The sequence below is a fragment of the Oceanobacillus sp. Castelsardo genome, from assembly GCF_001659985.1.
Classification (GTDB): domain Bacteria; phylum Bacillota; class Bacilli; order Bacillales; family Amphibacillaceae; genus Oceanobacillus.
Genome location: NZ_LYCS01000011.1, coordinates 56,960 through 78,343 on the forward strand (window position 1 = coordinate 56,960; position 21,384 = coordinate 78,343).

The 21,384-nt window shown below is 36.2% G+C and carries 20 protein-coding genes and 1 pseudogene; 7 read left to right on the plus strand and 14 right to left on the minus strand.

Annotated features, from left to right (window positions below; all coding sequences use genetic code 11):
- Positions 1 to 18 precede the first annotated feature (18 nt).
- From A9178_RS15610 to A9178_RS15625, 4 genes are read right to left on the minus strand one after another with little or no spacing between them, the layout of a single operon-like run.
- Positions 19 to 198, minus strand: coding sequence for a hypothetical protein (locus tag A9178_RS15610; protein ID WP_068676943.1), 180 nt, complete (start codon positions 196 to 198; stop codon positions 19 to 21).
- Positions 199 to 201: 3 nt separating this feature from the next.
- Positions 202 to 1,371: a Ger(x)C family spore germination protein gene (locus tag A9178_RS15615; protein ID WP_068676947.1), complete on the minus strand. Its 1,170-nt coding sequence runs from the start codon at positions 1,369 to 1,371 to the stop codon at positions 202 to 204.
- Positions 1,361 to 2,467 (minus strand): GerAB/ArcD/ProY family transporter, encoded by a 1,107-nt coding sequence (locus tag A9178_RS15620; RefSeq protein WP_068676949.1) that lies wholly within the window; start codon positions 2,465 to 2,467, stop codon positions 1,361 to 1,363. Before A9178_RS15620 ends, A9178_RS15615 begins: the two co-directional genes overlap by 11 nt.
- A gap of 5 nt (positions 2,468 to 2,472) precedes the next feature.
- Entirely contained in the window at positions 2,473 to 4,029 is a 1,557-nt protein-coding gene (locus A9178_RS15625; protein WP_068676951.1) for a spore germination protein, read from the minus strand.
- A 150-nt stretch (positions 4,030 to 4,179) separates the two neighbouring features.
- Between A9178_RS15625 and A9178_RS15630 the strand changes: the two genes are divergently transcribed.
- The 3 genes from A9178_RS15630 to A9178_RS15635 are packed head-to-tail and all read left to right on the plus strand — an operon-like array spanning position 4,180 to position 5,835.
- Positions 4,180 to 5,193, plus strand: a complete 1,014-nt coding sequence (locus tag A9178_RS15630) for a DUF3231 family protein (protein ID WP_068676953.1) — start codon at positions 4,180 to 4,182, stop codon at positions 5,191 to 5,193.
- Positions 5,194 to 5,325 carry a hypothetical protein gene (locus A9178_RS19525; RefSeq protein WP_255376728.1) on the plus strand — a complete coding sequence of 44 codons (132 nt, stop codon included), beginning with the start codon at positions 5,194 to 5,196 and terminating at the stop codon, positions 5,323 to 5,325. It begins immediately after the preceding gene.
- Between the two features lie 9 nt (positions 5,326 to 5,334).
- Positions 5,335 to 5,835 (plus strand): hypothetical protein, encoded by a 501-nt coding sequence (locus tag A9178_RS15635; RefSeq protein WP_068676955.1) that lies wholly within the window; start codon positions 5,335 to 5,337, stop codon positions 5,833 to 5,835.
- A gap of 107 nt (positions 5,836 to 5,942) precedes the next feature.
- Here A9178_RS15635 and A9178_RS15640 read toward each other — a convergent pair whose 3' ends face one another.
- Positions 5,943 to 6,461, minus strand: a complete 519-nt coding sequence (locus A9178_RS15640; protein WP_068676957.1) for a CueP family metal-binding protein — start codon at positions 6,459 to 6,461, stop codon at positions 5,943 to 5,945.
- 451 nt (positions 6,462 to 6,912) lie between these two features.
- Entirely contained in the window at positions 6,913 to 7,131 is a 219-nt protein-coding gene (locus A9178_RS19720; RefSeq protein WP_369801991.1) for a zinc ribbon domain-containing protein, read from the minus strand.
- On the opposite strand from A9178_RS19720, the gene A9178_RS15645 reads away from it, so the two are divergent.
- Positions 7,045 to 8,505, plus strand: a complete 1,461-nt coding sequence (locus A9178_RS15645) for a transposase (RefSeq protein WP_197482209.1) — start codon at positions 7,045 to 7,047, stop codon at positions 8,503 to 8,505. The genes A9178_RS19720 and A9178_RS15645 overlap by 87 nt on opposite strands.
- Before the next feature lie 461 nt (positions 8,506 to 8,966).
- On the opposite strand, the gene A9178_RS15650 is transcribed toward A9178_RS15645, so the two are convergent.
- Entirely contained in the window at positions 8,967 to 9,935 is a 969-nt protein-coding gene (locus A9178_RS15650) for a DMT family transporter (RefSeq protein WP_068676959.1), read from the minus strand.
- 145 nt (positions 9,936 to 10,080) lie between these two features.
- Here A9178_RS15650 and A9178_RS15655 point away from each other — a divergent pair, with 145 nt between their 5' ends.
- Entirely contained in the window at positions 10,081 to 10,959 is an 879-nt protein-coding gene (locus tag A9178_RS15655) for a LysR family transcriptional regulator (RefSeq protein WP_068676960.1), read from the plus strand.
- A gap of 119 nt (positions 10,960 to 11,078) precedes the next feature.
- Here the strand turns inward: A9178_RS15655 and A9178_RS15660 are convergent, their stop codons facing one another.
- Positions 11,079 to 12,245, minus strand: a complete 1,167-nt coding sequence (locus A9178_RS15660; protein ID WP_483310466.1) for an Rpn family recombination-promoting nuclease/putative transposase — start codon at positions 12,243 to 12,245, stop codon at positions 11,079 to 11,081.
- A 281-nt stretch (positions 12,246 to 12,526) separates the two neighbouring features.
- On the opposite strand from A9178_RS15660, the gene A9178_RS15665 reads away from it, so the two are divergent.
- Positions 12,527 to 14,083: a multicopper oxidase family protein gene (locus A9178_RS15665; protein WP_068676962.1), complete on the plus strand. Its 1,557-nt coding sequence runs from the start codon at positions 12,527 to 12,529 to the stop codon at positions 14,081 to 14,083.
- A gap of 130 nt (positions 14,084 to 14,213) precedes the next feature.
- On the opposite strand, the gene A9178_RS15670 is transcribed toward A9178_RS15665, so the two are convergent.
- The 5 genes and pseudogenes from A9178_RS15670 to A9178_RS15690 form a co-directional block, all read right to left on the minus strand.
- The gene (locus A9178_RS15670; RefSeq protein WP_082918232.1) at positions 14,214 to 14,477 is read right to left on the minus strand and encodes a PepSY domain-containing protein; all 264 of its coding nucleotides are present in this window, start codon (positions 14,475 to 14,477) and stop codon (positions 14,214 to 14,216) included.
- Positions 14,478 to 14,884: 407 nt separating this feature from the next.
- Positions 14,885 to 15,145 carry a metal-sensitive transcriptional regulator gene (locus A9178_RS15675; RefSeq protein ID WP_068676968.1) on the minus strand — a complete coding sequence of 87 codons (261 nt, stop codon included), beginning with the start codon at positions 15,143 to 15,145 and terminating at the stop codon, positions 14,885 to 14,887.
- A complete protein-coding gene (locus tag A9178_RS15680; protein ID WP_068676970.1) occupies positions 15,146 to 15,502 on the minus strand; it encodes a sulfurtransferase in 357 nt (118 codons plus the stop codon).
- 90 nt (positions 15,503 to 15,592) lie between these two features.
- Positions 15,593 to 15,820, minus strand: a pseudogene (locus A9178_RS15685) (rhodanese-like domain-containing protein); the annotation flags it as partial.
- A 238-nt stretch (positions 15,821 to 16,058) separates the two neighbouring features.
- Complete coding sequence (locus A9178_RS15690) at positions 16,059 to 17,606, minus strand: AbgT family transporter (protein ID WP_068676981.1); 1,548 nt, start codon at positions 17,604 to 17,606, stop codon at positions 16,059 to 16,061.
- Positions 17,607 to 18,127: 521 nt separating this feature from the next.
- Here A9178_RS15690 and A9178_RS15695 point away from each other — a divergent pair.
- Complete coding sequence (locus A9178_RS15695; protein WP_068676982.1) at positions 18,128 to 18,766, plus strand: YczE/YyaS/YitT family protein; 639 nt, start codon at positions 18,128 to 18,130, stop codon at positions 18,764 to 18,766.
- Positions 18,767 to 18,992: 226 nt separating this feature from the next.
- Here A9178_RS15695 and A9178_RS15700 read toward each other — a convergent pair whose 3' ends face one another.
- Positions 18,993 to 21,290, minus strand: coding sequence for a glycoside hydrolase family 2 protein (locus A9178_RS15700; RefSeq protein WP_068676983.1), 2,298 nt, complete (start codon positions 21,288 to 21,290; stop codon positions 18,993 to 18,995).
- Positions 21,291 to 21,384 lie beyond the last annotated feature (94 nt).

Genomic DNA, 21,384 nt, shown 5'->3' on the forward strand with positions numbered 1-21,384 from the left:
CAATATAAAAGCAACCAATCATTGTGATGGTTGCTCTTGACCTTCTTTATTCTTCTTTTCTTCCCTCTTCCACGGAGGATCCAACGCTTCATGAAGCACTTGATTCACTTTATACACAAGAAACGGGACAATAAAAGCAAGCAATGTATAAAACCACTCTAATAGCGTTGGAAATCTTTCTAGGATTGAATCCCACATGAATTAATCCTCCCCGTGTTTACCTTTCGTTCGTGCTGAAGACCCTGGCCTGGATAATGCGGATTTCACATCAATGGTAATATCACTTTTCGAAAAATAATTCTCACCATGATCCCAGTTATCCTCTACTTCCTTCCATAAATCGTAATGGTACATGCGCAAATGATCATGAAGAGAAAGGACATCCACTTTGTATTCATCTTTTACTAAACTAATTGCATCTTCAACATTTTTTTTAACTTCTTCATTTAATACTTTCTCAAACCTTTTTACTTCCTTCTCAGTATCTAAATCTCGTGACCCGGTATACTCGGCAACTTGCGCCTCTAATCCTATATTCACATGGAACCTTAAACCATCCTTATCTTTATTCTTTAATTGAACCTTACTTTTCCCTTTTAAAATTAGAAAACTTACCTGATCCCCTGCAATTTCTGTCGTAATTGTTCCTCCTTGATTCTTACCAATGATAAAATTAACCCCCCTTGCTTCATCACCTTCAAGTATACCCACCATTTGATCGGTGTACCCAAGAAACACTGCAAAGCCGTCATATTCAACACTATTTTCTTTAAGGATTGACAATAGTGGAATCATAAAACTTCGGTCATCTAACATTAACTCTTGAATATTCCCCATACTAATTGGTCCTATCGTAATAGAGGATCTTTTATTTTCCGTTAACTCACTAATATATTGGGATGGGATTTTCACTTGTTCGGGTTCAATCTCCAGGAAATCACTTGCCTTGCCGTCTGCAATTGCCAATAATATTCCACGCCTCATATCCGGTAACCGAAGAAACACATCCATGACATTACCAAATGATCCCTCCTTTTCAGCAACCTCCCTTGAAATAATAACGAAATCCAAATGTTCTATATTTACAACACGATTTGCTTGCCTACCGATATAACCGTTAATCTCTTGCAAGGTTTCCCCTGCCCCACTTAAATTCCGATAGGCCTTTCCTCCCCCGGCCTCGGTAGGCGTACCTAACCCAGCTGGAACAACAAATTGTTCCGTCATTTCAAATTTTGCACCTTGTTCCTCAGCTAAATCAATAGCAACCCCAAATAAAAATCCTCTTTCTTCAATTTCAACATTATCCCAACAACCTGATAGAAAGAGTAGCAACACCACCAGGAATAATATACCTTTTCTACTTTTCACGTTTTTTCACTCCTCTTATGAGGTACATTCCCCATAATAAGATGGTGACAAAGAAAATTAAACCTAGATCCAAATAACTCACATAATTACCGAATTGTTCGACCTCTATATAATCTTTCGGCATTGTAGTAATGATAAAAATCAACGGGGTAAGACAAAGCGTCACTTTTATTTTGTTTAATTTCGGAAAGACCAACGTTATTGCCAAAACAGCAATGTCAAATGAGATTGCTGTTGTTGTAAAAATCCCCATAATCCATATCACATAAAAAACGGATTCAATTCGCTCAAAAAATCCTCCAGGAATCTCGATGGCTTTAGCTAAATCAATAATTGGTAATCGAAGCACTTCTGTGGCTGAACCAAATACAGCAATACATGTGAAATAAATAAGAACATAGAGCATAACTACAAAGCCCATTCCAACAGCTGCCATACCCGGTGCCCTCTTTGGCTGCCTAACAAACGCTATGTAAAAAAATAAAACACCAATTCCTGAATAAGATAACGCACTTTTCATCGTTCCTTGCATGTATCCTTGTACATCTGTCTTAAATACCGGTAGCACATTACTTAATTCCATATATCCAATAGAAAAAAAGACTAAAATAATGACTGCAATAAAGATAAAAGGTAAAAACAAGGAGTTTAAACGAAAAATTCCAGCTCTTGATCCAGAAACAGCATATACAACAACCCACAAAAAGGATAACGTTATAATTTCGATTGGTGTGTTTCTGAAAAGATATTGTTCAGAAATCACCCCAATTGCACGCACTTCAAATGCAGTTATTAATATACCTTCGAGTGCAAATAGCAAGGTTAATATAACTGCTATAGGCTTTGATACTAATGATGAAGCATACTCCAAAAAGGACTGATTCGGAAAAAAAGAAGCTAATTTAGCCACAAACCAAGCTAAAAGGATAGCGACTATACCCGAAACGACGATAGGAATCCAACCATCTGCCGCGTTTGTTACTCCAGCTAGCATTCGTGGCAAACTCAATACTACGACAGCAATAAGCATGGAAGGAACGAGAACCATTATATCTCGGGTTTTAATCATTTTGTCTCCATATTTAAACGTACTCATAATGACTATTCCTTCCTTTTTTCTGTTTTAATGTCTCCCGACTTGTTATCCATTGGTCTTAGATAAGTCGGACGCTGGGTTAATTTTGTAATTGGTGCCCTAAGTATTAGGTCTTTCCAATCCTTTATAAAAGTAGGAGCAAAAGGAGTGCTATAAGGAACTCCAATACTCTTTAAATTAACAAGATGAATATTAACCATAATGTACACTAAAATGATTCCATATAATCCCAAGAAAGATGCTGCAATCATAAATGCAAATCGAACCGTTCGAAAGGCAATGGCAACACTATAGGTAGGTATACTAAAGGATGCGATAGCAGTTAATGCCGTAACAATGACCATAATTGGACTAACTATCCCCGCACTGACTGCAGCATCACCAATAACTAACCCACCGACAATGCCAATCGTTTGCCCAATAACTTTAGGCAGACGGATCCCCGCTTCATGTAAAATTTCAAACGTTATTCCCATAAGTATCGCTTCAATGGCTGCTGGAAATGGTACCCCTTCCCTTGACGCAGCAATAGAAAACGCCAATGTACTTGGTATCATCCCAGGATGATAGGAAACGAGTGCAATATATAATGCTGGCAAAAACAATGCAAAAAAGGCGGATAAATACCGTAGTAATCTTAATAATGTTGCACTTAGCCATCTTTGATTGTAATCCCCCATTGATTGCAAAGAATCCCCAATAGTAGCAGGTGCAATTAGAGCAAATGGGGTCCCATCCACTAAAATAGCTAGTTTTCCTTGCACTAAATGGTAAGATACATTATCAGGTCGCTCCGTATTTAATATTTGTGGAAAAGGAGAAAGAAAACTATCTTCAATCCATTGCTCTACATACGAGGAATCGGAAACAAAATCCATGTCAATCGTCTCCAGCCTTCGATTTACCTCATCTACCAAATCAGGATTCGTAATGCCCTCAACATAGCATAGAATTAGCTTTTGCTTTGATCGCTTTCCCACTTCATGTTGCTTAAATCGTAAATTGGGGTCTTTGATATCACGGCGAATTAATGCCATGTTTGTTGCAATATTTTCAACAAACCCATCCTTTGGACCACGGATTAATGTCTCGGAATCAGGGGGTTCGATGGAACGTGTTTCCCCACCGGTTGTTCCCATTAAAAGAACTGTTTCATAACCATCTAAATAAAAAGCCGTATTCCCATTCAAAACCGCGAAAGAAATATCATCCATATTATTTGATTTTTGTATATCTGTAATAGCAACAACTTCTTTATGAATCTGATCTAAAATTTGTTTGGAATCGATTTGTTTTAAATTTAACTGGATTGTTTTTAAAATATTGTTGTTGATTAGCTGTTCGTCCGTAATCCCACTTATATATACAATAGCCGCTCTCTTTACTAAACCACCAATAATTAATTCACGTATAACTAAATCACCGGGGTCACCAAGTAATTGCTTCATATTATGTAAATTATCATCTAAGTTCTTCGTTATTTTTGTACTAAAACTAGTTTTTGATTTTTCTTTTGATTGCTTTCTGTTTAATAACCGGTTAAACAATGAAGGTCTCGTCATGTTTATCCCCCAAGGAAATAATAATATTCCTTTTTAATCTCCCAAATGTATCCACTTTTATACAAAAATATATTTACAGAAAAAGTATATCTTGTTTAGATAATGACAAACTATGGATACCAATATGAATAGTGGAGGTAGACCATTAGAATGGAGCAAAAGAAACCCTTAACCGCATCAGAACTAGCAGATATATGGGGGAAATATGTAAACGATAGTTTGTCAATAGCTGTATTGAGTTATTTCAATCAAAAAGTAGAGGATCCTGAAATAAAGGAGATTATTTCAGATGCATTACAACTAACTAGAAAGCACTTTGAATCCATCAAACCCTTTTTTCATGAAGAAAAAAGACCTCTCCCCACCGGAATAACAAAGGAAGATGTTGATATAACAAAAGGGAGGTTATATACAGATAATTATATGCTACAAAATTGCTTACAGTTTGGAATGCTAGGCATGCAAGCCGCAACAGCTGCTGTAACTATGACTACACGTGAAGACCTTTATGACTTTTTCACAAAAGTATTAAACGATTATAATCAATTTCATCACAAAACATTAGCTGTCATGAAAGCTAAAGGAGTGTTATCAGAGTCCCCAACCATTCCAGCACCTAAAGAGATTGACTTTGTAAAAAAACAAAACTTCTTAACTGGTTGGTTTGGCGAAAAAAGACCATTACTATCTGTGGAAATCTCCCATTTATTCGGGAACTTACAAAGAAATTCCCTAGGTGCTGCAACCTTAACGGGATTCGGTCAAGTAGCCGAGAAAAAAGAGGTAAGAGACTTTTTCTTGAGGGGAATTGAAATAGCAAAAAAACATGTAGAAATATTTTCAGATGTATTGGAAAGCAGTGATGTACCTGTACCAATGGGATCAGACGCTCTTGTAACTGAGTTAACGGATACTGGAGTATCTTCTGATAAACTGATGATGCTTCATACCACTGGAATGATTGGCTTAGGTATAGGCTTTTATGGGTTAAGTATTTCAACCAATACGAGAAGGGATATTGCAAGTCATTATGCCCGTTTAAGTGGAGAAATCGCCTTATACGCGGAAGATGGGACAAATTTAATGATTAAACATGGATGGTTAGAAGAGCCTCCAAGAATGGTGGATAGAGGAGAACTCATCAAAACGAAAGGTGGCAAATAAATGAATGGAAACATAGAACTTGCTACATCAGAAATAGCCAACTATGCAGGAAATAGAGCAATACCCATAATTAAAAACGGATGGACTGGGCAGCCACCAATCACACCTAACCGTGAGATTTTATCGAAATAAGGTTAGATTATGGATATTAACTTACAAAAGAAAAGTAAAAAGCTAGAGGCTGTTCTGTGGAGTATAGCACTTCCGGGTTTTTACCAACTATTAAGTAGGCAATTTCTAAAAGGTTTTTTATTGGTCTTCTTAGAGTTTTTGGTTAATGTTAAGGGTAACTTTAATACAATTATCATTCTAAGCTTTAATTTACAAATTGAAGATGCAATTCAGGAAACAAACTATCTATGGCTCTTATTTTATCCTTGTTTATACTTTTTTGCCATATGGGATGCATATAAACATGCTGGTGGAGGAGATGGGAAACCATTTGCCTATTTACCGCTTGTGTTTTCAGCCTATTTTGTTACAGTAGGTGTCATATTTTCCGCTCGTCTTACCATTTTCGGACACTTAATTGGTCCAATGTGGTCAGGGTTTTTATTCCTGCCAATTGGTTTAGGAATCGGGGCAATCATTAGATGGATTTTAGTTAAAATATATACCAAGAACCGCTCTCCAGGTTCTTGACTTTCCCAAAAGGTCTTCAACCAGAGAGCAAACGGTTCGGGGTATTTAGAAAACAAAAAACCTCCCCAATATCGGAGAGGCCTTTATTTTAAAAAGTAAAGTTCTATCTATATTAATTGCATCGTTGTAATACAAGTATTATCGCCTTCAAAGGTAGAAATTTCCGATTCAGATACTTTTCCTTCATGTTCTATTTTTACGTGAAATGTATTATCTCTTGGTAACCAAATGTCAATAAAACCATTATCTAAGGTTGTCAGCGTTTCGTCCACTATGACTTTACCATCTTTATCTTCTATAGATACATTAAATTCCTTGTTCACTAATTCTCCCTGACATCCTGTTAAACTGTGGACAGCACATGGATGTGTTGTTTTAACAAATGGTGCAATCGAAACAAAGAATTCATCCTTTGGAAGTGAATAAGAAGTCTCTTTTTCATCACTATCCATCACAATTAATTCATCCGATGTAATCGAAGCTGACACATCTTCGAAGTCCCCAATACTATATTCATGGACCAATTCCTTTATTTCCTGTGCATTCATTTCCTCTTGGGCACTATCATTACAACCGACTAATGTAAAAACAAATACTATACAAGCAATAGAAAATAATTTCTTCATCTAAATTCATCTCCTATTTTTCTTTACCTTACGAGAACATTTTACTATATATTAGCATAGATACAAGTGAACACAAAAAGATGCTGGGACAAAAGTATTTTAACCACTTGAAAACCGAACATGATGAGCGAATAATCGCTCCAGAAATATACTTCGCTTAGATAGCGAATTGTTCGTCTTTAGGGTTAAACACTCTAGTTGTCCCAGCCTCAATGTTTGCTATTTGCGCATGAATGTTTGAATGGAAATAAGCACACCTGGTTCGATTAATTTACATCCATTTGTCCCCTAATAACCCCTAATAATCGACATTTAGGGAAAAGTATTCGAACATCATTATTATGTAGGGTATGTAAGGGAATGCCCATACACAAACGAGCATTATTCTATACCCCTTATATTATACTAATAAACATCATAATATATTTTCATTTTAAGCACCTTTTCTAATTCATATCAGCTTCTGCCCACAATTGGAACAAAAGTTAGCACCATTTGTCTTTTCTCCACAGTTTGGACAGAAGTTCGGTGCTTTATCTATTCCACTAGAAGATGGATTTTGAGTTGACCGTGGTACTTGTTCTTGATTTGGGGAATTTCCTTTGTACCTTCCTGCTTGGCAACAACATCGCTTGGAAAAGAATTCAAAATCGCAAGAATGGTCTACAATTCTTGTCTAGGTGAAACTCTGAAACGACACAAAGCTGTGAAAACAGATAAGCTATATCGTGCATTGCTTCGTGAGACTAAGTCAAAAGAACGTAATAAAAAGTTAGCGGATATTCGTTTAAATTATGACTTTTCTGAATGTGGAATACATCACTTTGTAAAGGAAGTCCAAAGCAAATTCAAGGAACATATTGGTAGTTTAGAGGCACAAAAACTTGCAACAAGGGCTTTTCAAACAGTCGAGAAGCTTCATTTTGGAAAATCAAAAAAAGTACATTTCAAAAATTCGAATGATGATATCTCAGTAGAAAACAAATCAAACAAAACCGGATTGAGATATATAGAAGGAAATATTCTTTGGGGCGACAAACCAACCAAGAAAAATCCCAAACCGAAAAATTGGCTATGTATGCCAATTTCACCCAAAGATGATGATGAATATGCTCATTTAGCTTTATTAGACAAGACAAAGTATGTGCGTATTTTAAAACGGGAAGTCAGAGGGAAAATTCGTTATTTTGTTCAACTAATTCAAGAAGGCTGCCCACCAGTAAAAAGAAATCGCGAAATTGCTAATGACGAAACAAAACGTATAGGGTTAGATATTGGTACATCCACCATTGCGATTTGCAGTGAAAGTAGAGTTGAACTTCGTGAACTTGCTCCAGAGTGTCATAATGATGAAAAAGAAATAAGAATCATACAACGTAAAATGGATAGGTCTAAACGAAGTACCAATCCCAACAACTTTAACGAAAATGGAACAATCAAAAAAGGTAGATTAACGTGGACATACTCCAAGGGTTATGAAAAGTTGCGTCAAAAACACAGAGAGCTCTATCGCAAAGTGGCTGTACAACGGAAAATGTCCCATGAAAAATTAGCAAACGATATTCTTGCCTTAGGTTCGAATATACGAGTAGAAACAATGCGATTTCAATCACTAAAAAGACGTGCGAAAAACACTACTAGAAACCATACAAACGGTAGGATTAACCGAAAAAAACGGTTTGGAAAATCAATCGCCAATCGTGCTCCTGCGATGCTAATCGAAATTATGGATCGAAAATTAAATTATCAAGGAAGATTGATAAAAAAGATAGATACCTATGCCACAAAAGCTAGTCAGTTTAACCATTTAACAGGAAAATACGAGAAGAAACAACTTTCGGAACGTTGGAATGACTTTGGTGAGTTTCATATCCAACGTGATTTATATAGCGCTTTTTTAATAAGGAACACAAATGAAACGTTTGACTCTGTTGATATTGATTTATGTAATACTGGTTGGAATAACTTTATAGAACTGCATAATTGTGAAATAGAACGATTAAAACATTCTGCAAGTGAAACAATACGTTGGTTTGTCACGTAACAACAAACCTGATTGGTCATGATAACGCCCAAGAGAAAGCGGAACGAAAAGCACATAAGAGGTCTTTTTAGGCCGGCTTAATGAAGTGCCTTGCTATACGCAATACGTCCGTTAATGTTTTAGGTGAAAGTGCACCAGTGCTTTGGTAGAAACTCTTTCCGAAACGAAAGATAAGGGTACCATTGAGAAGTGTGCTAGATACAGTGTATCTATCGCATCCTAGAACCCCACCGCTTAAGCTGTGGGAGTTGTCAGTTGCTAAAATGATACGTATTCGTTTAAAGATACTCATGACTGCTCCACCTTCTATAAGTTAATAGTATCTATATATACGGAATTTTAAAAGAAAAGTTTCAGATATTAAAGGAACCAAGTCTTTTAGTCTACAAAATAGAAATAGCAGATTGGGAATTTTTGTTCTCAACCTGCTATTTCATACGTTATTTAGTTGATGGTTATCTCTAAACTTCCTGCTCACGCAAATGGGTTTGAATATATCTCTTTGATTCCTTCTTTTGTGACATTCTTACAAAGATATTATTGGATACAAGTGAAACAATGATAAAGACAGTGCCAAGAATATCAAATATCGTTATTTGATTACCTTGAAACGCTGAAATGATAAGTGTTGTGACAGGTACAAAATTAATGAACAACAGCGAATTTAATGGTGATAATATGCTCACACCGATGTTCCAACCAACTAACGCAATAACACCTGGGTATATAATCATAAACAATAAATGTGGAGTTGTTGCTTGGATGGTTTCTACGGTTGGAAAAGATATATATCCGAACAACGTTGCCCCTACTACAATAACAGTCGCTGTAGCCGTTCCAAGTAAACAACTTAATGTCGAATACCGCAAAGCAGACCAACCACTAAACTCTTTACCACCCATCGTGTATACAACCCATCCAATTACAGCAATGAAAATAAGCAAGGATGGAATAATATCACTCGTTGCACCAAGAAATGATCGAATATCCCCTTTCGTAATGACCAACACTGCACCAATAAAGGACAGAAGTACACACATTAATGTGAATCGATGGGGGCTCTTTTTAGAAAGCATCCATACAATCACAATAGATATCATCGGCATCAATGACTCCATAATGGATGCCACCATTACGCCCGGTTCACCTAATAAATCCTCTCCCCAGAAGATGAATAGATTATAGACCACAAACGCCGCTGTTCCGAAAAACCATAATTTAAGGCCTTTTCCTTCCAATCGAAAGGCCTTCTTTCCTTCTCTCCATAGAAGTATAGGTATTAAGATAATCGTAACAGATACATAGCGAAAAATTGTAAAATAGAAAGGATCAATATATTTGAAAGCCCCATGCGCTACAGGAAACATTGCCCCCCATGAAACTGCAGATATAAAACACAAAAAAGCTCCTAACCATACACTATTTTTCAATGATCCTCAGCTCCCTTCATGTAAATAATCTATTCTCATAATCTACCATTTTTAGTATCTTGTAAAACGAATAAAAATAATGATTTACATCAAAAAAAGTGATATCATAAAATTAGAATATGAAAATAGGAAAGGGGATAATATCGTGGAGTTTAAGGACTTAGAGATTTTTCAGAAAGTGGCTGAAAAAGGTACGATCACGGCTGCCGCCAAAGAATTTAATTATGTACAATCGAATGTTACATCGAGAATTCATAAGCTTGAAACAGAACTGAATACCCCTTTGTTTAACCGACATCGGCGCGGTATGAGTTTGACACCTGAGGGCAAAAAGCTATTAAATTATTGCAAAAGAATCCTATTGTTAACAGATGAAATGAAAAAAGCTGTTCAAAGTAAAAAAGAGCCGTCTGGAAAATTAGAAATCGGAACCGTTGAAACGGTCATTCATTTGCCACAAATCTTATCTAACTATGTAAAGAAATATAAAAATGTCGATTTGTCGTTGATTACTGGAGTCACAGAAACATTAGAAGAAAAAGTATTAAATCATAAATTGGACGGAGCTTTTGTGACAGAATCAGAATTCCACCCCGATCTTATTTCACATGAAGTGTTTCAAGAGGAGCTTGTCTTAATTTCAGATATGCGTGCATCTACACTGGATGAGTTGAAGGAAGAACCATTCCTATGCTTTAGTAAAGGCTGTGGATACCGAGCACGCCTAGAAGCTTGGTATAAAGATCAAAACATTAAACCTCAAAAGGTAATGGAGTTCGGTACGTTAGAGACCATCCTACGTAGTGTTGCCGTAGGACTTGGTGTTACATTTGTCCCTAAATCCGCAGTCACCCAATTAGAAAAAAGCGGACTTATCCAATGCCATTCCCTCCCAAATCAGTATAGTAAGGTTAAAACTGTTTTTATAAGAAGAGCCGATACTTTCTTAACTTCAACAATCGAAACATTTATCGAAACAATCGAAACGAATAATCAAGCATCGACTGCACCTATCAAGACTTGAACTACCCATGAATAAAATTCCTTTTAAAATTTACCAAATAAAAACTTCCTTACTCTTTACATAAAAGAAAGGAAGTTTTTAAATAGCATTTTTTATTTCATCCGCCATGTTTCCGATATTTACTTCTTATTTTTTACTAAACAGTATTGAATTTCAATAACTTTATTTTTACTTATCCTTGTTATCTCTACAACTTCTTCTATCGTCATTCCCTTTGCTAAAAGACGACTGGCTATTGCTTCTTTTTCTCTTTTTCCTTCCTCTTTTCCTTCCTCTCTTCCCTTCTCTCTTCCCTCCTTTATTCCCTCCTTTATTCCTTCCTTTATTCCTTCTTCAATCCCTTGCTTCCTTCCTTCTTTTATCGCTTTCTCTTTTGCCTCCTGTAATCGAAGTTCCGCGTCACGTTCGGCAGCTTCTTCATCGTTAATTCGTTTTAAACGTGACTCATATGCAAGATACTGTTCTTGCGTCATACTTAATTCTTCCCAATTTTGAAAAGCGTTACGTAATGTCTTATCCTTCATGGTAATTCCCTCCAATTCATGATAAATGTCTTCATAAATTTTATTTTTTCTGTAATCAACCATGCCGAGCATTAATAACCATCTAACTAAGACATCATTCCATGGATCTAGTTTTTCTTCTTTCCAAGCCTTCATTAACTTAGGCATTTCAATAAAGTGAAATTCTATTACATCTGTCAACTTGAATTTCTCTTCATCCTCGTACAAATGATACATAGTATGAAATCGTTCTGTTTGAGCGAATAGGCTGAAATTCATGACGTTAATTGCAATTACAGGTTTCAACCCTTTGTAACTCATCTTTTTTTGTAGTGGATTTTGATATACTCTAGACCAATAGTAAATGGAGCGTTTAATCATATCGTACTTATTAGTAAACTGAATTTCTACATTAATTCTTTCATCAGCTTCAGTAGTCACTAACAAATCTAATCTTGATTGTTTATCATCAACATACTCACCACCTGTTTCTATGTTTGAAAAGGAAATATCTTTTATACAATTCCGACCGGTCTTTTGTAAAATAGCGTTTAAAAATACAACAGTAATATCTTTATTCTTTTCATTTCCAAAAAGCTGTTTGAAGGCATAATCTACTTTCAAATCCATCAGTCGCTGAAATGGTATTTGTCTGAGTAATGTTGTTCTTCTATTCTTCCTGTCTGATTTTGGTTTATAATTACTTGGGTCTTCCATTACTTTAGTTAGTGCGGCGTACTCCGAAGATTGATCTTGTAAAAGTGGTTTTAGTGGTATTTTCAAGCACATCCTTTCTAATATGTGGGGATTTTGAGGCATATTACTACAGATAGAATAGCAAATAATTAGAAAACAAACAACTCGGATAAGAAAAATAGCAACCCTTAATGTGGGTGCTATCTCATTAATGGTTTCTTAAATGAACTACATATAGGGAACCATCTGATTCTTGGACTTAATCTATCCTCCTAAATTTTTATTTGAACTATATTATATCTGCCTATCCCATTACAGGGCATTTATCATAATCTAATATGTATAGAAATAAAAAAGGAGATAGTACAATGAGTCCTAAGCTTACAAAGTTTGTTGATTCACTTCCAATACCAGAAACGTTAAAGCCGATTAAACAAGATAAAAACGGTGCTCATTATGAGGTAACCATGGAAGAATTCAGTCAAAAGCTACATCGCGACTTACCACCAACGCGTTTGTGGGGGTATAATGGTCAGTTTCCGGGACCAACAATTGAAGTTCATCAAAACGAACCTATTCAAGTCAAATGGAACAATAATCTTCCGAATAAACATCTACTACCCGTTGATGAGTCTTTCTTTCATGAAGAAAATTTACCGGAAGTACGGACTGTCACTCATTTACACGGCAGTGAAACAACGCCTGACAGTGATGGCTACCCAGAAGCCTGGTTTACCAATGGTTTTGAGGAGGTTGGCCCTTTTTTTAGAAGGAAAGTCTATGAATATCCGAATCATCAGCGGGCATCTTTATTATGGTATCACGACCATGCGATGGGAATTACAAGACTGAATGTTTATGCAGGACTTGCAGGCATGTATATTATTCGAGATAGAAAAGAACAATCCCTTACCTTACCTTCAGGAAAATACGAAATCCCACTTATCATTCAGGATCGATCATTTCAGGATAATGGTTCTCTCTTTTATCCTAGCCAACCAGATGACCCTCCGGAAAATTTACCAAATCCATCGATTACACCATTTTTCCTCGGTGATAAAATAGTCGTCAATGGAAAAGTATGGCCATATTTAGAGGTTGAACCTAGAAAATACCGGCTTCGTATCTTAAACGGGTCAAATACTCGAGCCTATCAATTGTATCTCGACTCTGAGCAGCCTTTTAATCAAATTGGTTCAGATGGAGGGTTACTCTCAAAAACGATAGAAATGGATAAAATATCCGTTGAACCTGCAGAACGTATCGATGTTATCATTGATTTTTCGAAATATAATGGAGAGACGATTACTCTAAAAAATGATTTAGGACCGAATGCCAATCCAGAAGACGAAACAGATGACATTATGCAATTCAGAGTGCGTTTGCCACTTTCAGAAGTAGACCTACATCGTATTCCAATGCATCTGACACGGATTCCTTCCTTAAAAAACAATAAGATTACGGCAATTAGAACATTAAAGTTAAATGGAACAACAGATGAATGGGGAAGACCGTTACTTCTCCTTAATAATGAAAAATGGATGGACCCTGTGACAGTATTCCCTCAATTAGGAACGACAGAAATTTGGTCCCTTATGAATATTACAAATTTCACTCATCCTATTCATATTCATTTAATCCAATTTCAAATTTTAGACCGACGTCCTTTCGATTTGGAACTTTATCAGTCGAACGGGAAAATCGTCTATACAGGAGATGCAAGACCTCCCGAGCCAAATGAACGGGGCTGGAAGGACACGGTGGCAGCACCTTCAGCAGAAATAACTCGTGTTATCATGAGATTCGCCCCATATACAGGGTATTATGTATGGCACTGTCATATTCTAGAACATGAGGATTATGATATGATGCGGCCTTTTATTGTTGTTGACTCCGATAAAAATGGGGAAGGGGATAAAAATTAAAGGGAGAAGGATGAAACGTACATGCAAAGAATAAGGTCATGAATGAACTCATGACCTTTAAAGCATTGTTATAGAAGGTAGTTTTTATATGACGCTACCTATATGGTGAATTGCTTCAATAAGCTTAGTTTTAGTCCAGTTCAACTTCCACCACTTCACCAGTATTTACGTCTACTGAAACCTCATATTTTATCCCTTGTGAAGTTACAATATCAACCTCATATACTTTACGTCCCTTTTCCATATCTAACTCTACCTTAACCACCTGTCCTGGAACTTGTTGCATGGCAATATCCATCGCTTCCACGATTGTTATTTCTCGATAAAATGTCCCATGATTTCTTCCATACCTATAGTTTTGTCCAGGCCAGTAATTCCCTGTATGATGGTACATATCCTGATTCTCCTTTTGAGAAAAGTTTATTACAATTCCATCATACGCTGGCGCCTATAATCGGTGAGTTGATTTGGGTTAAATGGGTGATGACCTATTTTAGAAGGAATTCCCTTTCGTATTTAAAACTTACTCCTTCTGGGCTAATGTCAATTAACTCTCCTTCCCCTGGAGAAGAATCTACGGATTGAATAGTAAAATCGCATAGATATTATCATTAATATGGGTAAATTGTCCCTTTAATCTTTTATATTATAACCTTTCTCTTGGTAACTATATCCGCCAGGCTTTTAGTGGTTTTACATTCCTACCTGCAGATAAAAAATCACATCCTACCTGTGCGAGTATGGTGTGATATAAAAGAAAAAGTTCAGGTAACTTTTTCTTTTATAAAGTTACCTGAACTTTTATCTACTTTTTACTAATAAATTTACCGCTTCTTTTACAAGATCTTCAGTACTTTCCCCTTTTTCCATATTTTCACGCACACATTGTTCTAAATTCATACTAACAATGACACCAATGGTACGGTCAATGGCACTTCGGGAAGCTGACAGTTGGGTAATGACATCCCTACAATCTTTGTTTTGTTCAATCATATTTAAAACACCTTTTATCTGACCATCGATACGTTTTAGCCGATTGACAACCGATTTATCGTATTCCATCTATTTTTCCTCCTCTTTCTTGCAAGGGCAATTATTAATTTCATAGCTTTTCACTTGATACCCCTTGCTTAGAAGATACCGTAGTCCTAAATTAAGTTCAAGACGGTCTCTTGCGATAACATGCAATAGCCCATCACTAGGTATCTCTTCTTTGAATCTTTTTAAGTACGCATAAGGTATCCAGACTTTACTATGATGGTTATTCCTAACTTCATTATAATCTCTAATGTCTAAAATAACTGTTTGAGTCCCTCCATTAGCTGGTTTCCCACACGGAATACCTAATACAGGAAAATACCTTCTATATAATATGGTGAAAAATATAATTAAAGCTGTGCTTATAATGTAAGTACTCATACACACCCCCCGAATGAAACAATATCTGCATTATACATCATAGGGTATAATGTCCATGTTTATTCTATTAAAATTGCGCTTTATAATAATTTATTTAAAATTATATTCCGTTACGATTTTATCTCTTCCAGTCACTAAATCGCTATAATACTCATATAAGTTCACACCTAAATACGAACCGGAGATATTATACACATTTTGGTACCCAAGATTTTGTAAAGCCATTACCATATTATAACTTCTTTGACCGGAGCGGCAATGAATATAAACCGGTTGATCTTTTGGAATTTCATCTAATCTTTGTCTAAATTCACCTACAACTAATACCTTTTTACCCATATTCATCTCTCCTCTATTTCACTTGCTGATATTGTTTAGTTCTTTTACTGTAGTACCTCTTCCAATTTACCCCAATGGGTATATCTATGGATAAAAAAACACAACTTTTCATTATCTGATAACTTGCTTACACAACCATTTTATACCCCAGGAGGTAAAATGTCAATGGACTATCACAAAAAAGCATTGCCTCATATGAAGCAATGCTTTTAAAAGTTTATGGGTTATAATGCAATGGGCCACCTGGTCCAAGTGGGATACCAAATAGCATCCAGATAATGAGCATAATCGTCCAGCCTATAAGGAAGAACATAGAATATGGAACCATCGTAGAAATCAAGGTACCGATACCCATCTTCTTATCATATTTCTGTGCGAAAGCAATAATAATCGCAAAATAAGTCATCAATGGCGAAATAATATTTGTAGAAGAGTCCGCTATGCGATACGCCATTTGTGTCAGCTCAGGAGAATACCCAAGTTGCATCATAATAGGTACAAAGACAGGCGCCATCATCGCCCATTTAGCGGAAGCACTTCCGATAAACAAGTTAATAACTGCTGTAATTAGAATAAATAGCAGTATTAACGGAATACCAGTTAAGTTAACACTACCTAATAGTTCCGCACCATATACTCCTAATACTAGTCCCATATTAGTTTCATTAAAAAATGCAACAAACTGTCCTGCAGTAAATGCCAAAACAATAAATGTTCCCATAGATGCCATCGTGTCTGACATTTGGTTTGCAACATCTTTATCACTGCGAATGGATTTCGTAACAATTCCATAAGTAAGGGCGGGTATAAAGAATAAAATAGCGATAATCGGAACTAATGAACTCATAAATGGTGATTGAATAATTTGGGCCATGGCATCACCTTCTGTACCACGCATCGGTGCGTTGGAAGGTAATACAAGCAATGATGCAAGCAAAACACCAACAACTGCTGCTATTCCAGCCCAGATAAGACCTTTCTTCTCAATTGGTTGAAGAACTTCCAATTCTTCTTTTTGATCGCCTTTATACGCGCCAAGTCGAGGTTCTACAATCCGTTCGGTTACCCAAGCACCAAGAATGGTTAATACAAACACCGAAACCGCAATAAACAGCCAGTTCATCGCTATGTTCATTGATTCTGCATAAGCAGGGTCAATGATTGCAGCTGCTGCAATAGTCATCTCCCCTAGCATAGCATCCGTACCAGATAATAATAAGTTAGCACTAAATCCTCCAGACACCCCAGCAAACGCTGCTGCCAATCCTGCTAGCGGATGTCTACCAAGTGCCGCAAATATAAGTGCTCCTAGTGGTGGTAATACAACATACCCTGCATCAGAAGCCACACTAGACATAATACCAGCGAAAACCAATCCTAACGTAATGAATCTATTAGGAACAGATAATACAAATCCTCGCAATAGTGCACTAATAAGCCCAGTACGTTCAGCTACTCCTATCCCCAACATCGTTAATAGTACAACACCCAAAGGAGCAAAGCCGATGAAGTTATCCGTCATGCTTGTGAATATATATTGAATTCCCTCTGCACTTAATAGATTTTTGATTTCCACCATTGTTCCTTCTTCACCAGGATGTTCAACACTAATTCCCAGTGGTTGTAAAGCTGCCGATAGCAGAATAACGAAAAGTGCCAAAATTGCAAATAACGTTGCCGGATGTGGCAGTTTATTTCCAACTAATTCAATCCTATCTAAGGATCGTAGAAACAGTCCTTTTTTCCCTTTCTTCTCTTTTGCCATAATAATAAGTTCCTCCAATAATTTGCGAAAAATATATTTTCGATTAAAATTTTGAAAACAAAGATTAATAGACTTAAGTGTTATTAAAACCTTTTATTTTTTTACGATATTAACACTCACTTTAAGATTATAACTGTTCAGAAAATTCAAATAAATACATTCATATAATATGTCCTAAATTTTCACACAAGAGAAATCATAACAGGTTATTTCCAACATTTCAAGCTACAAATGCTTTTATAACTAGAAACGCTGATGGTCTTAAGATCATTTCATGAACATCCATCACTAGTTTATTAGTATTTCAACCTCTTAATTTCGAACTATCACACCGTTTTACTCTTCAACTAAATTTCTTTAATAACGTCTAAATTTTCGATATGAAGGAATTGGATATTTCAACTTAAGTGTTTCTATTCGTAAATTAGTAGAAAACTGTTATAATAGATTGTTGATTAAGAGGCCATTTATGTTTTACATAATGTGGCTTTTCTGTTTCATAAAAAGAAAGAGGGGTTTAGATGAAAAAGGGAATTGGCATTCAGTGGCTTTTCTTTTTTGTAGGTCTTATGGTTATGGGACTTGGGGTGGCACTGACAGTCAAGGGCCAACGTTTTGGTGTAGGTTCATGGGATGTATTGCACATAGGTTTGTTTAAAAACTTTGGATTATCCATTGGACTTTGGTCTATTATTATGGGAGTCATCATTATTACTATTTCTTCCATTGGTTTACATGAGTTCCCAAAAATCGGAACCTTTATGAATATGATCTTTGTCGGCTTATTTATCGACTTTTTTAATTGGATCATACCAGATCCACATACCTTTTCGGTACAGTTTATCGAATTTGTCCTTGGCATTGTATTGCTAGCCATCGGTGCAGGAATTTATATTTCGGCTAATTTAGGTGCAGGCCCGCGGGATAGTTTAATGTTATTCTTTGTAAAAAAATTTGGATGCAGTATTACAGTCGCGCGTACCGCCATGGAAGTAATTGTCGCGATAGTAGGTTATTTCTTAGGTGGGCCTATTGGAATTGGAACCATTGTTATGGCCTTCGCACTCGGTCCCATTATTCAGGTATCTCTAGGATATAGCCAAAAATTATTAGAGAAATGCCTGGGCGACAAACATGATAAGCAGGTCGCTGTTCATTAACTGAATAACGGTTTTTCATAAAGAATTGGTACAGTTAAAAAGGAATAAAAATCACTTAAAAGGGATGCAAATGGTAAAAAAATTAGCATCCCTTTTTTTTAATACACGGTTATTGTTTTAGAAGAAATCACAAACTTCTAGGTTCTAGATAAAATTAATAAAAGACAAAGAACATGTGATGTTTATGCCATTCCAGTTCACAAAAGGTTTATCTGGAAAAAATAACTTATTTATTAATCTTCGTTAAATCTCTATTAAGTAAATACATTACTTTTCCAGGGAACTGATCTTTCGCCATGGAAGCCACCATGTTTAAATCCATTGATTTGATCATGCTGTAGGCTGGCATCTCTGAAATATCCCCCAAATGTTTGATAAGCACTGCACGAGTTTCTTTATTTTCCATCAACGTTTCAATTTTATCACGCGAGGAATAAACATCGTCGGTGATCACTATTTCTTCGTATTCCGTACCGTCATCCAAATCATCGGGTTGTACAAACCAGTTTTCAGCCGCTCCTTCCCCTTGATTTGGAACGACATAGCTTGGATTTGGTTCAACTACTTTATTAAATATTGCCACATCCTCCATGTCCTCTTCTTTGGAAACAGCTTTGATTTCATTAAAACCTTCTTTTAAAGAAACATTTTCGAACACAAAAACATGATGATCACTTGTTTTTGAAGCTACTTCTTCTCCATCGGAAAACAACGTTACTTCATCACAATTAGAGTAAATCTTTACAGTAATGGCATCATCCGGACGATCCACAAATCGTTTACTCGTAATATGGATAAACTTTTCATCAGACCAATTCGCTTTGTATAGATAGAAGGCGTCTTTTTTAATTTTGCGATCATAGGTGACCAAACCTTTATTATTTCTCCCCTTCACTCCACCTTCATCACGAATATTTGCCCCGAAATCAAACATGTTCCACAAATAAGTTGCCCAAATATACGGATGTTTTGAAAAGATATCCCAAACCTTCTCATGATATAGTGCGTGGTATTCTTCGGAGTAATCCCTTACTTGTGGTGTATTGTTATGGTATTGAATAATACCTTCTGCACCATATTCTGAAATTCCAACGCTTACATTCGGATTTAGCTTATGGTAACCATCAAGCCAATCAGCGAATTCCTCTGCTTCCCCTGTGTACCAGCCATAATATTTATTGTAACCAACAATATCGGTCATGTAATTATACTCATCATCATCCTCGACGAACATAACGTTAGCCATTGTTGTGAGACGAGTTGGATCTTCTTTTTTCGTTAATCCGTTTAATTCTTTTACGAGCCTTCTTACTTCCGGGCGGTCTCCACCAATTTGTATTTCATTTTGGATACCCCAGAACATAATAGATGGATGATTAAAGTTTTGGCGGATTAACTCAATCATCTGCTGTTTAGCATTCGTGCCTTCTAGTTCATTTTTTGACATAATGGAAATAAACGGAATTTCAGCCCAGACCACCATACCTTCTTTATCACAAAGGTCGTAGAAATATTGATCATGCTGATAATGAGCCAGTCGAATGGAAGTTGCACCGACTTCTTTAATTAATTCCATATCTTCCTCTTGATCATCTTTCGTAATAGCCCATCCTTTATCCTTTCGATCCTGATGTCTTGCTACCCCATGCAAAGGAAGATGTTCGCCGTTTAAGAAAAAGCCACTTTCCGGATCCACGTTGAAATAACGTACACCAAATGGGATAGAAACTTCATCAACCGTATCGTTATAGCTAGTTAAGGATACTTTTACTTCATAAAGATAAGGATTTTTTCGTCCGTTCCATAATATTGGTTGTTCAATTGTAGCAGGTACCTCTACTTCCCTTGTCTCATTAGCAGATAGAACCACTTCTTTTGCCGCATAAGTAACCGTTTTTCCATCTTTCCCAAGGACATCAACCCATAACCTTACCTTTTTCTCTTCATCATTATCATTCGCTATCCTTGTTTTAATCATTAATTTGGCTTGTTTATTGGAAACTTCCTCCTGCATGATATAAATTCCCTGTGAACCATAATCCAATAAATCAAAGTGAGTTGAATCCACAATTACCAAATTGACATCTCGGTAGATTCCCCCGTAAAAAGTAAAATCCGCCATTTGTGGATAAACATCATCTACTACGGTATTGTCCACTTTTACCGCCAAGATATTTTCCTTCCCAAATTCAATTGCTTCTGTAATATCAAAACGAAAGATGGAATATCCCCCGCGATGCTGACCAAAATGTTTTCCATTTACATAAACATCTGTAATACTATTTGAACCATTAAATTCAATAAAAACGCGATTTTTCTGCTCAAGGGTATCCACTTTAAATACCTTACGATACCAGCAAGCGCCTTTGTAATATTCAAAACCATTAGCCCCATCTATTGCATTCCATGTATGCGGAACATCAATGGACTCCCAGTTGTCATCTTGATAAGAAAAACTAACGGACTTCTCTTCATCTTGTTTGGTGAATTTCCAATCTTGATTCAGGTTCATTACTTTTCTCATATGAAAAAGCCTCCTATAAATAATCTGTATTTGATATCGCTTACGAACAATTATAAAATATTATTTAAGGTAAACTCCGTACATATTTTTCTTA

What these genes read in the sequence shown, in the direction of transcription:
- A9178_RS19525 (WP_255376728.1), top strand. Translation starts at nt 5,194, where the DNA reads ATGAATGGAAACATAGAACTTGCTACATCAGAAATAGCCAACTATGCA.
- A9178_RS15625 (WP_068676951.1), bottom strand. Translation starts at nt 4,029, where the DNA reads ATGACGAGACCTTCATTGTTTAACCGGTTATTAAACAGAAAGCAATCA.
- A9178_RS15690 (WP_068676981.1), bottom strand. Translation starts at nt 17,606, where the DNA reads ATGGCAAAAGAGAAGAAAGGGAAAAAAGGACTGTTTCTACGATCCTTA.
- A9178_RS15635 (WP_068676955.1), top strand. Translation starts at nt 5,335, where the DNA reads ATGGATATTAACTTACAAAAGAAAAGTAAAAAGCTAGAGGCTGTTCTG.
- A9178_RS15670 (WP_082918232.1), bottom strand. Translation starts at nt 14,477, where the DNA reads ATGTACCATCATACAGGGAATTACTGGCCTGGACAAAACTATAGGTAT.
- A9178_RS15680 (WP_068676970.1), bottom strand. Translation starts at nt 15,502, where the DNA reads ATGAGTACTTACATTATAAGCACAGCTTTAATTATATTTTTCACCATA.
- A9178_RS15630 (WP_068676953.1), top strand. Translation starts at nt 4,180, where the DNA reads ATGGAGCAAAAGAAACCCTTAACCGCATCAGAACTAGCAGATATATGG.
- A9178_RS15675 (WP_068676968.1), bottom strand. Translation starts at nt 15,145, where the DNA reads ATGGAATACGATAAATCGGTTGTCAATCGGCTAAAACGTATCGATGGT.
- A9178_RS15610 (WP_068676943.1), bottom strand. Translation starts at nt 198, where the DNA reads ATGTGGGATTCAATCCTAGAAAGATTTCCAACGCTATTAGAGTGGTTT.
- A9178_RS15620 (WP_068676949.1), bottom strand. Translation starts at nt 2,467, where the DNA reads ATGAGTACGTTTAAATATGGAGACAAAATGATTAAAACCCGAGATATA.
- A9178_RS15665 (WP_068676962.1), top strand. Translation starts at nt 12,527, where the DNA reads ATGAGTCCTAAGCTTACAAAGTTTGTTGATTCACTTCCAATACCAGAA.
- A9178_RS15640 (WP_068676957.1), bottom strand. Translation starts at nt 6,461, where the DNA reads ATGAAGAAATTATTTTCTATTGCTTGTATAGTATTTGTTTTTACATTA.
- A9178_RS15700 (WP_068676983.1), bottom strand. Translation starts at nt 21,290, where the DNA reads ATGAGAAAAGTAATGAACCTGAATCAAGATTGGAAATTCACCAAACAA.
- A9178_RS15695 (WP_068676982.1), top strand. Translation starts at nt 18,128, where the DNA reads ATGAAAAAGGGAATTGGCATTCAGTGGCTTTTCTTTTTTGTAGGTCTT.